This is a genomic window from Streptomyces sp. NPDC058246, assembly GCF_042881985.1.
Lineage (GTDB): Bacteria > Actinomycetota > Actinomycetes > Streptomycetales > Streptomycetaceae > Streptomyces.
On the sequence record NZ_JBHVWZ010000029.1, the window covers coordinates 73,743 to 87,182 of the forward strand.

The 13,440-nt window shown below is 70.1% G+C and carries 12 protein-coding genes and 2 pseudogenes; 6 read left to right on the forward strand and 8 right to left on the reverse strand.

The annotated features are described in order from the left end of the window. Positions 1-66 precede the first annotated feature (66 nt). From ACFVXA_RS31845 to ACFVXA_RS31855, 3 genes are all read right to left on the reverse strand, one after another. Complete coding sequence (locus ACFVXA_RS31845) at positions 67-1,080, reverse strand: NAD(P)/FAD-dependent oxidoreductase (protein ID WP_389936838.1); 1,014 nt, start codon at positions 1,078-1,080, stop codon at positions 67-69. Continuing rightward, positions 1,077-1,616 carry an isoprenylcysteine carboxylmethyltransferase family protein gene (locus tag ACFVXA_RS31850; RefSeq protein WP_362015064.1) on the reverse strand — a complete coding sequence of 180 codons (540 nt, stop codon included), beginning with the start codon at positions 1,614-1,616 and terminating at the stop codon, positions 1,077-1,079. Before ACFVXA_RS31850 ends, ACFVXA_RS31845 begins: the two co-directional genes overlap by 4 nt. Positions 1,617-1,677: 61 nt before the next feature. Further along, positions 1,678-2,763: a 3-oxoacyl-[acyl-carrier-protein] synthase III C-terminal domain-containing protein gene (locus tag ACFVXA_RS31855; protein ID WP_362015067.1), complete on the reverse strand. Its 1,086-nt coding sequence runs from the start codon at positions 2,761-2,763 to the stop codon at positions 1,678-1,680. A 149-nt stretch (positions 2,764-2,912) separates the two neighbouring features. On the opposite strand from ACFVXA_RS31855, the gene ACFVXA_RS31860 reads away from it, so the two are divergent. Beyond that, complete coding sequence (locus ACFVXA_RS31860) at positions 2,913-3,782, forward strand: UbiA family prenyltransferase (protein WP_389468842.1); 870 nt, start codon at positions 2,913-2,915, stop codon at positions 3,780-3,782. A gap of 257 nt (positions 3,783-4,039) precedes the next feature. Continuing rightward, positions 4,040-4,390: a hypothetical protein gene (locus ACFVXA_RS31865; protein ID WP_389936831.1), complete on the forward strand. Its 351-nt coding sequence runs from the start codon at positions 4,040-4,042 to the stop codon at positions 4,388-4,390. A 210-nt stretch (positions 4,391-4,600) separates the two neighbouring features. Here the strand turns inward: ACFVXA_RS31865 and ACFVXA_RS31870 are convergent, their stop codons facing one another. Continuing rightward, complete coding sequence (locus tag ACFVXA_RS31870) at positions 4,601-5,392, reverse strand: class I SAM-dependent methyltransferase (RefSeq protein WP_384400247.1); 792 nt, start codon at positions 5,390-5,392, stop codon at positions 4,601-4,603. A 207-nt stretch (positions 5,393-5,599) separates the two neighbouring features. Here ACFVXA_RS31870 and ACFVXA_RS31875 point away from each other — a divergent pair. Next, a pseudogene (locus tag ACFVXA_RS31875) lies at positions 5,600-5,815 on the forward strand (MerR family transcriptional regulator); the annotation flags it as partial. A gap of 195 nt (positions 5,816-6,010) precedes the next feature. Here the strand turns inward: ACFVXA_RS31875 and ACFVXA_RS31880 are convergent. The 3 genes from ACFVXA_RS31880 to ACFVXA_RS31890 form a co-directional block, all read right to left on the reverse strand. Then, entirely contained in the window at positions 6,011-6,445 is a 435-nt protein-coding gene (locus ACFVXA_RS31880) for a DUF2267 domain-containing protein (RefSeq protein WP_383907625.1), read from the reverse strand. Between the two features lie 112 nt (positions 6,446-6,557). Then, positions 6,558-6,947, reverse strand: coding sequence for a DUF2267 domain-containing protein (locus tag ACFVXA_RS31885; protein ID WP_362015079.1), 390 nt, complete (start codon positions 6,945-6,947; stop codon positions 6,558-6,560). Positions 6,948-7,059: 112 nt separating this feature from the next. Next, positions 7,060-7,494: an Hsp20/alpha crystallin family protein gene (locus ACFVXA_RS31890; RefSeq protein WP_384400244.1), complete on the reverse strand. Its 435-nt coding sequence runs from the start codon at positions 7,492-7,494 to the stop codon at positions 7,060-7,062. Positions 7,495-7,620: 126 nt separating this feature from the next. Between ACFVXA_RS31890 and ACFVXA_RS31895 the strand changes: the two genes are divergently transcribed. Beyond that, the gene (locus ACFVXA_RS31895; RefSeq protein ID WP_389747232.1) at positions 7,621-8,283 is read left to right on the forward strand and encodes a type III effector protein; all 663 of its coding nucleotides are present in this window, start codon (positions 7,621-7,623) and stop codon (positions 8,281-8,283) included. 424 nt (positions 8,284-8,707) lie between these two features. On the opposite strand, the gene ACFVXA_RS31900 is transcribed toward ACFVXA_RS31895, so the two are convergent. Beyond that, positions 8,708-10,117, reverse strand: a complete 1,410-nt coding sequence (locus tag ACFVXA_RS31900; RefSeq protein WP_383907630.1) for a cytochrome P450 — start codon at positions 10,115-10,117, stop codon at positions 8,708-8,710. A gap of 545 nt (positions 10,118-10,662) precedes the next feature. On the opposite strand from ACFVXA_RS31900, the pseudogene ACFVXA_RS31905 reads away from it, so the two are divergent. Together ACFVXA_RS31905 and ACFVXA_RS31910 are read left to right on the forward strand one after the other, a co-directional pair. Continuing rightward, positions 10,663-10,881 (forward strand): annotated as a pseudogene (locus tag ACFVXA_RS31905) (hypothetical protein); the annotation flags it as partial. Between the two features lie 1,071 nt (positions 10,882-11,952). Then, positions 11,953-13,431, forward strand: coding sequence for a sugar transferase (locus tag ACFVXA_RS31910; RefSeq protein WP_383907633.1), 1,479 nt, complete (start codon positions 11,953-11,955; stop codon positions 13,429-13,431). The last annotated feature ends 9 nt before the right edge of the window (positions 13,432-13,440 follow it).

The following is a 13,440-nucleotide window of genomic DNA, read 5'->3' on the forward strand; positions in this document are numbered from 1 at the left end:
TCCAGGGTCACGCACCCAGGCGTACGGGTGCCCTCGTTCACCTTCGCGGTGAGCAAGGCCAGGCCACTACTGCAGTGCGTGGACCGCGGCTGAGAACACCGGGGGCATCCGGGACGCTGCGGGGACGATGAGGCGGGCGGTGCTGGGACGCCGGCTCGCGGCCAGCAGGGCCCCGGTCAGCAGCCGGTGGCGCCGGGTCAGCAGGACCCAGGCGCGCTCGTACTCCTCCGGTCGCCCGGCGGCCAGGCAGCGGACGGCGGCCCCGGCCGTCGCCAGCGCGAGGGCGATGCCCTCACCGGTGAGGGCATCCAGGTAGCCCGCGGCGTCGCCGACGAGCAGGACACGGCCGGCGACCCTGCGCCGCACCCGCTGCAGCAGCGGTCCGGCACCGCGTACCTCCGTCGCTGCCGGCCCGCGCAGCGACGGGGTGAGGGCCGGGAAGCCGGCCAGGTGATCGTCGTACCCGCGACGGCTGCGGCTGAGGACCGCGACGCCCACCAGATCGTCGCCGACCGGTGTCACATACGCCTCGCCGTGCCGGGACCAGTGGACCTCCACGAAGTCCGTCCACGGCTCGACGCGGTAGTGCCGGCGCAGTCCGTAGCGGCCATGGGGGCGGCCCGGCAGTGCCAGTCCCAGGCCGCGGCGCACCGGGGAGTGCAGGCCGTCGGCGGCGATCAGCCAACGGGCCGTGGTTCCGGCGGCGGTGACCGTGTCCGCGCTCTGGCGCACTTCGCCGACCTTGCCCGTCAGCATCCGCACGCCGAGGCCGAGAGCGCGCCGGCGCAGTGCGGAGTGCAGTGTCGTACGGCGGATTCCCAGCCCGTTGCCGCCGCGGAAGGACGCCTCGGCGCGGGTGGTGCCGTCCACGTAGCGGATGCCGCGCAGTTCGCGGCCGGTGACCTCGACGCCCAGTGCTCGCAGCGCGGCGACACCGCCGGGCATGACTCCTTCGCCGCAGGCCTTGTCCACGGGCGAGTTCCGGGGTTCGACGACGACGGCCTCCAGGCCGGCGAGCGCGGCGTGGACAGCGGCGGCCAGACCGGCCGGTCCGCCGCCGGCCACCAGGACGTCGATCATGCCGGAGCGGGCGTGGTCGGCGTGGTCGCGGCGGCCAGCGCCCGGTTCTCGCAGCGGATGCGCACGGTGAGCAGGGCGGCGTTGAGTACCGTGAATGCGGCCGCGGTGACCCAGGCGGTGTGCACCAGGGGCAGGGCCACGCCCTCGGCGACGACGGCCACGTAGTTCGGATGCCGCAGCCAACGCCACCGGTACGGGCCGCTCGTCACCAGCGGCAGGCCGGGTACGACGATCACCCGGGTGTTCCAACGGGGTCCCAGGGTGTGGATGCACCACCACCGCAGTGCCTGGGCGCCCGCGAGCACGGCCAGCATCGGCCAGGCCAGGGCGGGTACGAAGGGGCGGTCGGCCAGCCAGACCTCGGCCGGGCAGGCGACCAGCAGGCCGGTGTGAAGGGCGACCATCGCCGGGTAGTGGCCCTGCCCGGACACGGTGGCGCCGCGGGCGGTGCTCCACCGTTCGTTGCGGCGGGCGACGCCGAGTTCGGCTACGCGCTCGGCGGCGACGGCGGCCACCAGCAGTCCGTACCAGATCATATGTCCTGTGTCCTTCGTATCCTTCGTCCGTATCCTTCGGCCGTAGCTTCGGCGGTCCGAACTACCAGCGCAGCAAGACGAGTTCGCAGGCGAAGCCGGGCCCCATCGCCAGCAGCACACCGGGGGTGCCCGGCGGCGGGCGGCGCTCGGCCAGGGTGTCGCGCAGTACGTGGAGCACCGACGACGAGGACAGGTTGCCCACGTCGGCCAGGTGACGCCAGGTCACATCGAGTGCGTCGTCGGGCAGGTCGAGGGCCTCGGTGACGGCCTGAAGGACCTTGGGGCCGCCGGGGTGGCACACCCAGGCAGTCACGTCCTTCGGCTTCAGGCCGTGGTCGCCGAGAAACCCCTCGACGTCATCGGCGAGGTAACGGCGCACCACATCGGGGACCCGCGGGTCGAGGACGACCTGGAAGCCGGAGTCCTTGATGTCCCATCCCATGACGCGCCCGGTGTCCGGATACAGGTGGCTGCGGGTGTCCACGATCGTCGGACCGGAGGTCTCGTCCGGGCGGCCCGGGCGGCCCGGACGGCCCGGACGGTTTGCGCCGCAGGCGACGACCGCGGCGGCGCCGTCGCCGAAGAGTCCCGTGGCGACCAGGTTGGCCATGGAGGCGTCGTTGCGCTGGAAGGTGAGCGAGCACAGTTCGACGGACAGCAGCACCGCCACGTGGCCGGGCCGGCCCAGCAGGTAGTCGTGCATGCGGGCCAGGCCGGCGGCGCCGCCGGCGCAGCCCAGGCCGAACAGGGGCAGTCGTTTGACGTCCGGCCGCAGTCCGAGGCGGCCGGCCAGCCGTGCGTCGATCGAGGGGGTGGCGATGCCGGTGACGGAGGTGAAGATCAGCAGGTCCACGTCGGCTGCGGACAGACCGGCCGTGTGCAGAGCGCCCCGGACGGCCTTGGCGCCCAGGTCGGTGGCGGCGGCGATGAAGACGTCGTTGGAGGCGCCGAATCCGTCCAGTTCCCCGTACCGTTCGAGCGGCAGCGTCATATGGCGCGAGCTGACCTGCGCGCTGCGGTGCAGCCGGTCCAGGACCCGACGATCGGTGCCCTCGGGCAGGCAGGTGCGGGCCACCATGTCGGTGATCTCGGACTGGGTGCGACGGTGTGGTGCGAGGGCACCGTGAACGGCGACGATCCGCGTCATGTAGTTCCCGTCCGGTTACCGACTGGGGTGAGTTGCTCTGCACGTGTTCCCCGGACCGGGACTTCGACACCATGGATCGCCCGTACGGCCGTTCGTCCCGGGGCGCGGTGCACCGGCCGGGTGAGGGCCGGGCGCCTACGATCGGCCGGGTGGGTACTCCCGAGCAGTCGACGACCGGCGGCCCGGCCGCGCGTTGGGTCGGCCGGGTGGGTGGCCTGGCCGGGTCGTGCCACCCCGGGCCCGTCGTGGCGGTTACCGCCTTGATGTCCGCGCTGGCCGTGACCGCCGGGCAGGGCGCCGCGCGTTGTGTCCTGACCGCTGCCGCCGTTCTGGCCGGGCAGTTGTCCGTCGGCTGGTGCAATGACGCGTTCGACGCGCGCCGGGACATCGCCGCCGGCCGCCGTGGCAAACCCGTCGTCGACGGCTCGGTCGGTGTGACGGAGGTGTGGGCGGCCGCGTATGCCGCGCTGGCGCTGTGCGTGCCGCTCTCGTTCGCCTGTGGCCTGTGGGCGGGCGCCGTTCACCTGACCGGGGTGGCGGCGGCGTGGGCGTACGACCTGCGGCTCAAGGCGACAGCATGGTCCTGGGCACCGTACGCGGTGGGTTTCGCCGCGCTCCCGGCGTTCGTGGCGCTGGGTCTGCCGGGGCAGCCGTGGCCCCTCTGGTGGGTCGTCATCGCCGGGGCGTTGCTGGGGGTCGGCGCCCATCTGGGCGATGCGCTGCCGGACATCCGCGGGGATCTGGCGTTGGGCGTACGGGGATGGCCGCACCGGCTGGGTCCGGACGGCGCGCGGCTGCTGCTGCCGGTGCCGCTGGTGGCCGCGTCCGCGGTTCTGGCGCTGGGGCCCGCCGGACCACCCGGCAGATGGGGAGTGGCGGTGCTCGCGGTGGCGGGCCTGCTCGCGGTGGCGGGGACGGTGCTGGGACGCCGCTGGGAGCGGGTGGCGTTCGCGGCGGCGGTCGCCGTGGCGGTGGTGGACGTGGCCTTGCTGCTGCTGCGCGGCACCGGGATCGCCTGACCGTTCGGCCTGGCCGGCTGTCAGCCTCGCCCCCTGCGGATGAACGGTCCGCCTCGCCCCCTGCGGATGAAGGTGTCCACGCACGGCCCCTCGTCGAGCGTGAGCTGCGGTTCCGCCGGCTCGCGCCCTACTCCGGATCCCCCTGGTGCCAGAACTCAGCCGCCGCAGTCCGGCCGGTGTGGTGTACGCACCGGTTTCCTGTGGCGGCTGTGCTTCTTGCGGGGAGGACGGTGTCACTGACGGGCAGGCGCCGACATGTGCAGGAGCCGTTCGGTGATCTCCCGGTACTGCCTGAGTACGAGCCGGAGTTCCTCGGTCTGCGCATCAGTGTCCGGGTCCTGCCGGCTTGCTCGCAGGACGCGCCGTCGTTCAGCGAGGGTGTGAGTGAATGGGGCGGCGATTTCGTCGAAGACGGTGTCGGCCTCTTCCACCGCGTGGCGTGGGCTGTCGACGAAGGTGTTGAGAGCCTGTTGGAGGCGCAGGGTGAGCTTGTCCCGGTCACCCGGCGGGACCAGTTCCGGGCCGGGATTGCGATCGGCGCTGTCGGTGCTGGTGCCGGGCTGAACAGCGATGGCGACGCACCCCCCGGCGAGGACACGGGCAGCTGACCCCGCACCGTCTCACATACGCCGACCATACCCATCCCGCTCCGGGCGCAGACGGCTCTGCGGGTGGGGATCGTCGAAATGGACTGGGATCCTGGTCGCTCACACGCAGCAGGGTTTGAAGGCTCAGCGAAGTGAGTGGGGGCCGGGCCGGCACAGCGCTCCACTTGGCCATTCGGAGACACGGTCGTCTCGGCCGGCTCCACGGCTGGGTCAGCCCGGCTTGACCGCCAGCGTCGCAAAATAGTTCGACATGTATTGAGCGGATGCGTTGGATTGGTGCGGCGCTTCCGCGAAGCCGGTGACGACGAACCCCGCGGCGAGTTGCCCGCCGATCTGGTCGGTGAGGGTGTGGCTGTATTCAAGAGGGGCTTCCGCGCCGAACTTCGTGGCGCGTTCCTCGGCGGAGTACTGCGTGACATCGCTGTAGGGCAGCTTGTGCACGACGACCAGCTCGCCGCGCTCATCGAGCGCCTCGTGGTCGAACAAGTACGCATCAGGGTTGAGGAAGCCCGCGAGCAGAGTTCCGCCCGGTCGCAGGACGCGGAAGCACTCACGCCACACCGGTGCCAAGTCTGGTACGAAAAGGTTGGAGACCGGATGGAATACGACGTCGAATGTCGCGTCGCCGAAGGCGCTGAGGTCGCGCATGTCGCCCAGGACGGTGCGCAGCTCGAGTCCGTCGCGCGCCGCCACCATCTGGTCCTGGCCGAGCTGGCGGGGTGAGTTGTCGAATACGGTGACCCGCGCCCCTGCGGCGGCGAGGATCGGACCCTGCTGGCCACCGCCGGAGGCCAGGCACAACACGTCCTTGCCGGTCAGGTCCGTCGGCAGCCAGGAGCGGTTGACTGGCTCACGCCCGATGAGAACAATCGACCAGTCGCCCCTGCGGGCGCGCTCGACGTCCTCAGCACTCACCGGCCTCGACCACTCGTTGCCCTCTTGGACACACTTGTCCCAGGCTGCCCGATTGTGGGCAACGGGATCGACAACAATGTCCTGCACGTTTAACTCCCTGCTACAGCCAGGCGGACGCCTGCGGTACTGACAGTTCGGTGCCGCTAGCCAACACGATGGCAGGGCGCGGGCTCAACGAAATTAGCGGCCATCGAGGTGTCCACGGGCTCGACGGGTGGTCGCGCAGCGGGTGCGTAAGCGCTGGTTGCCGGGGTTGGGAAGCCGTAGGAGTCGCGGGCGATGGTCTTGATGACCCGGTTGGTGCCTTCGGAGCCGGCGTTGGGCGGCCACCGCCGCTACTCCCGCTTCCAGCTGAAGATCGCCGCTCGCGCCCGCGAACTCGTCGACCAGGCAACTCCGGTCGAGGCCGCCTGCCGCATCGTTGTCCTCGAAGGCCAGCTCGAAGAAGCCCAGCGCATCAACGAGGACCACCGGGCTGCTGTTGTGTCGCGCGGCACGGCGGACGCCTGACCCGCCGGCCACGAAGCCGACGGCAGGTCCCCCTCCCGACTGTGCATGGCAAGGCGGCTGAATGGCGGCCTGACCGGTCCGCCGACAGCAGCCCGCAGGCAGGGCTCCGACGATGTCATCGCCGGAGCCCTTCACTGTTCAGACCCCGCACTCAGCCACTACAGCTGTCCCGGCACCTTCCCAGCCCGGAACCGGTCAGGCGGCTTGGGTGAGTTCGGCGCGGCCGAACAGCAGCGCGTATCCGGACGGGAGCTGGGCGAGGATGCGGTCCAGGAGAGCGGGGCCGGCCAGGTGGCCGACGACGGTGAGGACGGCTCCGGTGTCCCAGCGAGCGGTCGCAGGCGTGCCGCTCGTGCGGGTGGCCAGGTCCTTGACGAAGCCCCAGCCGGTGAGCTGTTGACGGTCGGGGATCTGGCCGGTGAAGACGAGGGCCGCCTCGGTGGGGAGACAGGCGGCGAGGTCGACGCGTTCGTCGCCGGTGAGCCGGCGGCCCAGGGCCGCCAGCACGGCCCGCGTGACGGCCTCGGCACGCTCTCGGGTGGGATACGCGCCTTCGTACCGGATTCTTTCCAGCATCTGGTGAAACGTCATGCCGGGTCGGGCAGCGGCCGGTTCACGCAGCGGAAGCATCGGGGAGTGGTTGCCTTTCTCGTGCAAGGGCGTTGCCGCCAGTGGGAAGGGCCGGCCGGGTGGGTGTGGGCCGGCCCTGCTGATGTGGTGAGCGGGTCGCGCTTTCCTGGGCTCAGGTGCGCTCGGGGCGGCCGAAGAGGAGGTCGTAGCCCGGGGGGAGCTGGAGCAGGATGCGGCGGGTGAGTTCGTCGCCCGCCGCATCGGCGGTCACGCTCAGTACGGCGCTGACGTCCCAAGCCGCGGTCTGTTCGCTGGCTCCCTCGATCCATGCCGCGGTGGCCCGCAGGAAACGCTCCGGTGGGAGCGGTTCGGTGGCCTGCAGCGGGTTGAGAAGAATCATCGCGAAGGTCTCCGGGAGCCGGGCGGCCAGCTCGGCTCTGACCTCACCCACCAGATGCGCGCCCAGCAATGCCAGAACGGTGCGTGCGGCCCGTTCGGCTTCCTGGGGTGTGGCGTACTCACCGCGTTCCCGCACGTGGTCGAGGAATGCTTCCCATCGCATGGCCACCACTGCCCCTTTACGTCGTTGTGCGATGGACGTAGGGCGGAGGACGGGACCAGAGGGGGAGATCGATGCCCGTCCTCCGCCGTCGGCGCGGTCGAGGACTGGCTCCTCAGCCGCTGATCTGCTTGTGCTCGGACTCCCCGCCGATCGCGATCTTGCGGGGCTTGGCGCGCTCGGCGATCGGGATCCGCAGGGTCAGCACCCCGGCTTCGTAGTCGGCCGTGATGCGCTCGGTGTCCAGGGTGTCGGCCAGCACCAGCTGGCGGGAGAAGACACCCAGGGGACGCTCGGAGAGCTCCATCTGTACGTCGTCGGTCTTCACGACGGGGCGGCGCTCGGCCTTGACGGTGAGCATGTTCCGCTCGACATCGATGTCGATCGCGTCCTTCGCGACACCGGGCAGGTCGAGGGCGATCACGTACTCCTCGCCCTCCCGGTAGGCGTCCATCGGCATCGCCGAGGGCCTGGACCAGGTGCCGGTCGCACCTGTCAGCTGCTGGGCGAGCCGGTCGAGTTCGCGGAACGGGTCAGTGCGCATCAACATCGTGAAACCACCTCCACAGGTCCGGCAGGAACTGCCAATGCGCTTCGTCTGACACCGTTGTAACATGTCATCCAAACGATGACAAGCGAAGTGTCGTCCAAAGGGTGACAGTCCGAGAGGATCTTCATGAACACCTCCCCCGAGCCCCGTGACCCCACCTCGTTCTTCGCTGCTGCGGCAGCGCTGAACACGATCAACGAGGCCGTCCGTACCGCCCAGACCCCGCAGACCGGAACGCACCCCCAGGACGGGCCGGCCAGTGCGGACCAGGCCCTGGCCGCACTCCTCCTGCTGCGTGAACTGCGCGACCGACTCGCAGAATGGGAACCAGGCCTGATCGAGGCAGCCCGGGCAGCAGGCTCCAGCTGGGCGGACCTCGCCCACCCCCTGGGCGTCGCCAGCCGCCAGGCCGCCGAACGCCGCTATCTGCGCGTACGCCCGGGAACACCCGGCACCACCGGCGAACAGCGTGTACAAGCCACCCGCAACCGCCGTGCCGCCGACCGCACCATCACCGCCTGGGCCCGGACCAACGCCGCCGAACTACGCCAACTCGCCGGCCAGATCACCGCCCTCACCGACCTCCCCACTCGTGCCCGCACACCCCTGGCCCGGCTCGCCGAAGCCCTCGCCGACAACGACGCCGCCCGCCTCATCGCCCCACTCGCCGACACCCACACACACCTCAAGGCCGACCACCCCGACCTCGCAGCCCGCATCGCCACCATCACCCACCACGCCGACCAACTCCGCCAGGCCGGCAACGACCACCACGGAACCGCCACCTGACCTCCCGGAGCCGACACACACGCCCCACAGGGGTCGCGGCGCGCAGTACGGAAGATCTGAGCCAGGACCCGGATGCGATGGACGAGATCCTCACCGCAGTCATCGCCGCTCGTCGACAGCGCCGCTAGGCTCCTCCTCCGAGTCCTGGTAGAGGGCTGCAGCCCCCGCATGCGCACGCAGATGGCTGCAGCCGTCTACCAGGACTTCTACGGGGCCCTTTTCGCCAGTGCGAGCTTCGCTTGGAGAGCGTCGTAGGCCCGGCCGAGCGGCGTGAGCCGGGCGACTGAGCGGGGCGTTCCTATCGGGAACATGCCCAGGGCCCTTCCTGATCAATGGGGTCTGGGGAAGCGGTGTCTTCCCGCGGCGGACCGCCGGGACACCACTTCGCTGGGTCCGGCCGGAATCCGTCTGGCCGTGGCGACGTTCAACTCCCGGTCGTCGCGCTGGACTTCCGGCTGGAGCTTTCCCGGAGTCTGACGGTCATCTGCATGGGGCGGGGCCGGACGGTGGCCAGGGCCACCGGCCGCACAGTCTGGCCTGGGGCGAGTTCGAAGCGGACTGCCCGGGTGATCGTGGCGATCGCGGTGATCAGCTCGGTGAGGGCGAGACGATCGCCGATGCACTTGTGCTTGCCCGCGCCGAAGGGGAGAAACGCCCCTGGAGACAGCCGCGTCTGGGTGTCGTCCAGCCATCGGTCAGGGTCGAATCTGAGGGGGTCGGGGAAGTGCTGTGGGTCGCGGTGCAGGGCGTGCTGGCAGTAGGCCAGCTCGGTTCCGGCCGGCAGCGTCCACGGCCCGAGGCGGGTCTCGGTGATGGTGCGGCGGGTGACGAGCCATCCGGTGTGGTGCAGGCGCAGAGCCTCGGTGATGACACGGTTCAGATACGGGAGCTGGGTAAGGTCGTCGAAGGTCACTGGGTGATCGCCGAGGACTTCGTCGAGTTCGGTGTGGACGCGGTCTTCAATGTCGCGGCTGCGCGCGAGTTCGTACAGCACCCAGGACAGCACGGAGGCTGTGGTCTCCGTGCCGGCGACCGCCAGGGTGAGGATCTCGGAGCAGATCTGGTGCTCCGAGAGTTGTTCGCCGGTTTCCTCGTCCTTGGCGTGCAGCAGCATCGAGAGCATGTCGCCGGTGGCGTGCTCGGAGGCCTTGAGTTCGTCCACCGCGTTGCTGATGGTGGCGCGTACGGCGTCTCGGGCGTCGTTGAAGCGCCGGTTGAAGGGCAGTGGGAGGCGTTCCACCCAGTCCGGCATCATGATGCGGGTGCCGACGCCGGACATCACCACCGACAGGTCGGCGCGCAGGCGCCGGAAGGTTTCTTCGTCGAGGCTGCCGGAGAAGACGGTCTTGGCGAGCATGTCCAGGGACAGCCCAACCATCGCTTCGCGCACATCAAGGGTCTGCCCGGGAGTCCAGCCCCCGATGGCGAGGTTCACCTGCTCGCGCATGGTGTCGACGTACGAGGCGATCTCGGTGTGCGTGAAGGCCGGCTGGAGCTGGCGGCGCTTGCGTGTATGGACCCGGCCTGCGGCGGTGACCACGCTGTCGCCGAGGAGCTGGCCCATTTTGTCGAAGAATCGGCCTTTGTCGAGGTCCGGACCGAGGGTGACCAGCATGGTGCGGATCAGCTCGGGGTCCTGAACGATGATGGTCCGCTGTCCGGGCTGCAGTTGGATCTCGACCACGGGGCCGTGGGCCTCGCGGAGCGAAGCAATGAAGCCGAGGTTGTCGCGCAAGAGCGGTATCGCGTGGCCCACTAGCGGGAGCCATCCGGCTGCCTTGGGTATGGGAGGCGCTGCGGCCGTCACGAGAATGTGCTCCCTTCGAGGGGTCATGGCGCGCCCATATCAATTCCCTTCTCCTTCCCTTGCGCAATCCGCCACGGCGCGTGTCGTGCGCCACGTGAGTTCGTCGGCGTCCTCGACGCCTTGTCCGGGCGCAACGGTCAGCTCCCCAAGATCGGGTCAGGAAGTCCCAGGTGACGGTGGCGCAGAGCGGGGCTGGGCGGCTAGGGAAGCCGGCGCAGCGCCTCAGCCACGAGCGGGTGGGACAGGTGCGCAGCGATGCTGACCTGGCGGCCGCGTTCGCGGGAGGGAGGAGTGTTCTCGCGTGGCACGGTGGAGTCTTCCGTGTCCGGTGCCCCGAGACCCAACTCTTGGGCGGCGTCGCGGCGTTGCCGTGCGTGCCGGATGGTGGCGGCCGCTTGGAGGGAATCGAGGTCGAGCTCCTCCGCGTCGAGAGGGGCTGTGACGAGAGCTCGCACGGCCTCGGCCGGTGCCGCGTACGGTGCTGGACCGCACGAGTGCCCCACGGCCGCCCAGCGGATGGCCAAGACCGTGGCTCGCACCGCGATCCAGCGCTTCCTGGACCGCTGCCGGACAACAAGGACAAGGAGAGCGGCGGCGACCTGATGATCACGGAGGTGGGCAACGACTTCAGCGAGCGCAACCACCTCGGGGTCTTCTACAACTCCCGTAGCGGCGCGCCCGAGAACGGCCGTTCCGCCGCCCCGTCGTTCGGCACCGACGGGGGAGTGCCGTACATGATCTACGAAGCGGGGGAACGGCTCTCGGGCTCCACCGCCATGGCTCGCGGCTGACAGAGCATGTGAACGACTGACTCGGGCCGCTGACCGGTCAGTTGCGCGGCGCGCTCCCCGGCAGCCCGGTGTCCCGTCCCAATGATCCCGTCCGCGCACGGAGTTGTGACCTGTGGCGACCCGAAGGATGCAGACCCCGGATCAGCGGTGTTCCCAACTGGTCCGGTCTGGCTTCCCCGTTCGGCCGGGCCGGCCGGCCCCGTGACCGACAAGCGGATGACGTCTCGGTTCGACACACCAGGTCTGGCAGAAGGGGGGCGCCTTTTCGGCCAGGACCGCATCTGGCGTCCTGCGGGGGCGGCCGATCCGCCCGGCGCCCGCAAACGGGCCATGACCTGTGTAGGCGGGCGGGCGCCCCCGGCATGTCTGGAAGGCGAGCGGGCGGTAACGGACGTCGACCGGCAGGTGGATCTTCGCGGTCCGTCCGCCGCGGGAGCTCGTGCCGTCGATCGCCTACACCCGCATCCACCGCCCCGTGCTCACCGACGAGTTCCGCCGGACAGGCCCTGGGCGCGGCCCAGTTGGCAGTGCCAGGACGCCCCGGAGTTGCCGGTGCGGCAGCCCGGAGAACTCCCGTCGTCACAGGTCACAGGGCACGTCTTCGTCATCGAGGCACCCGCACGGTCACCGATCCCAGGATTGAGCTTCAAATCTTGAGCACAAATTACACACATCCCTCTCTTCAGACGGGCCTCGATGGTCTAGATTGACCGTGCTTCACATGCTGGGACACGAGGCGACAAATGATGATCTTGGGTCAAAAGTTGCGTACAGCCAGCAGCCGCGTCTCCGCCGCCAGACGTGGGGTTGATCAATTCTTGGAGCCCGAAAGGGGGCTTTGGGTGTCAGGAGCGCCCGAGGTTCCGACGGGTTCCGGGTGGATTGTTCAAGCAGCGCTGAATTAGCCGGGATGTCATGCGCGAGGGGCGAGGGCCTCCCGGGGGGAGGAACAGCGCGGCGCGGGGGGCGGGGGCCTCCCGAGGGGAGGAACTGTGCGGGGGGCGGGGGCCTCCCGGGGGGAGGAAGAGTGTCGGGCGACCACGTCGTACCACTGGGGACCGGGGGGGTTCTGTGCGGCAGGGGGGATTAGTCGGCCCTTTTCCGTCGGCGCGCGGGCGTCTGGCGAACGGGGCATTGAGCCGGCCGCCGAATGACTGGGAGCAGCGGTACCGCCGTACCGTGATCATCAGCGATACCGTGGCCACCGCCATGGTGGTTGGGGCGATCGGCAACTTCTTCGGGGCCCGGGACGCGGCCAACTGGCACGAGAAGTGGGGAATTCTCGCATTCGGCACCGAGCTGCTGGTGCTGGGAGCGCTTGCGGTAAGCCGGTCGTGGTCTCCGGCCGTGCTCGGCCAGGGTGCCGAGGAATTCCGCCGGCTCGGACGCTCACTGTTCACGGCGACCGTCGTACTGGCGCTCGGCGGGATCGCCCTCACCTCGCGCAACATCAAGCTCTGGATCTTCGTCGCGATCCCCGCGATCGCGCTCGTCACGATGACCGCGCGGTATCTGCTCCGCCTCTGGCTGCACAAACAGCGCAAGGAAGGACAGTGCCTGAGACCGGTGCTCGCTGCCGGGAGCCCGGCCACCGTGCGCGACCTGATCAACCGAACCCGCAAGTTCCCGCACCTCGGCTGGCGGGTGGAGGCGGTGTGCACGACGGACGGTCGCGGGCTCGACGGCGACCAACTGGACGGAGTGCCGGTCATCGGCCTGCTGGAGGACGTCGCCAAGCACGTCCGCCACGACGGCTACCGCGTCGTCGCGGTCACACCGGACCCGCACTGGTCACCGGACCGGCTGCAGCGGCTGGCCTGGAACCTCGAAGGCAGTGACGCCGAGATGGTCGTGGCCCCCGTGCTGATGGAGGTGGCCGGCCCGCGGCTGCACGTCGACGCGGTGCTCGGGATACCGCTGCTGCGGGTCAGCATGCCGACCTTCACCGGGGGTCGCCGGGCGATCAAAGGGGTCGTCGACCGGATGGGTGCGGCGATCCTGCTGATGCTGTTCGCGCCGCTGATGGTGTTCGTCGGGCTGCTCGTGCTGGTGGACAGCAGGGGCGGGGCGTTCTACCGCCAGCGCAGGGTCGGCAAGGACGGCCGCGAGTTCACCATTCTCAAGTTCCGCACCATGGTCGCCGGGGCTCACGGGGCCCGTACCGAGCTGGCCGACCGCAACGAGGGCGCCGGCGTGCTGTTCAAGCTCCGCCGGGATCCGCGGGTGACCCGGGTGGGAGCAGCGCTGCGCCGGTACTCGATAGACGAGCTCCCGCAGCTTTTCAACGTGCTCACCGGATCGATGTCGCTCGTCGGTCCGCGGCCTCCGTTGCCGGAGGAGTCCGCCGCGTACGGCCCGGACATCCGGCGGCGGCTGCTCGTCAAGCCCGGACTCACCGGCCTGTGGCAGATCAGCGGGCGCAGCGACCTGCCGTGGGAGGAGGCCGTCCGCCTTGACCTGCGATACGTGGAGGACTGGTCGCTCGCCCTCGACACGGTGATCTTGTGGAAGACGCTGCGTGCGGTGCTCCAGGGGCAGGGGGCCTACTGATGCGCGGGG